At 63.2% G+C, this 702-nt stretch carries 1 protein-coding gene; it reads left to right on the top strand.

Annotated elements, in window-relative coordinates; translation table 11 throughout:
* Positions 1–702 (top strand): proline dehydrogenase family protein (locus AC07VR_RS31615; RefSeq protein WP_495013645.1); only part of this gene is annotated, 702 nt, incomplete at both ends.

Here is a 702-nt window from a genome sequence, read left to right as displayed (position 1 = left end):
CGCCTGCCGGCTGCCATGGCTGAGGCCACCAACAAGCTCGCCGCCTCGATCGCCGAGAAACTGCGTAATCAGAAGAGCGCCGGCGGCCGTGCCGGCATCGTTCAGGGCCTGCTGCAAGAATTCTCCCTGTCGTCCCAGGAAGGTGTGGCGCTGATGTGCCTGGCCGAAGCCCTGCTGCGTATCCCGGACAAAGGCACCCGTGACGCGCTGATCCGCGACAAGATCAGCACCGGCAACTGGCAGCCACACCTTGGCAACAGCCCGTCGCTGTTCGTCAACGCGGCTACCTGGGGGTTGCTGCTGACCGGCAAACTGGTCGCCACCCACAATGAAGCCGGCCTGACTTCGTCCCTGAGTCGCATCATCGGCAAGAGCGGCGAACCGATGATCCGCAAAGGCGTCGACATGGCCATGCGCCTGATGGGCGAACAGTTCGTCACCGGCGAAACCATCGCCGAAGCCCTGGCCAACGCCAGCCGCTTCGAAGCCAAGGGCTTCCGTTATTCCTACGACATGCTCGGTGAAGCTGCACTGACCGAACATGACGCGCAGAAATACCTCGCCTCCTACGAGCAGGCCATCCATTCGATCGGCAAGGCCTCTCACGGTCGTGGCATTTATGAAGGCCCGGGCATCTCGATCAAGCTCTCGGCCCTGCACCCGCGTTACAGCCGCGCCCAGTACGAGCGCGTGATGGACGAG

It is taken from the genome of Pseudomonas sp. GW821-FHT02H09, assembly GCF_059421425.1.
Note: the sequence above shows the minus strand (reverse complement) of the source record. Positions and strands in the feature narration are given on the sequence as shown.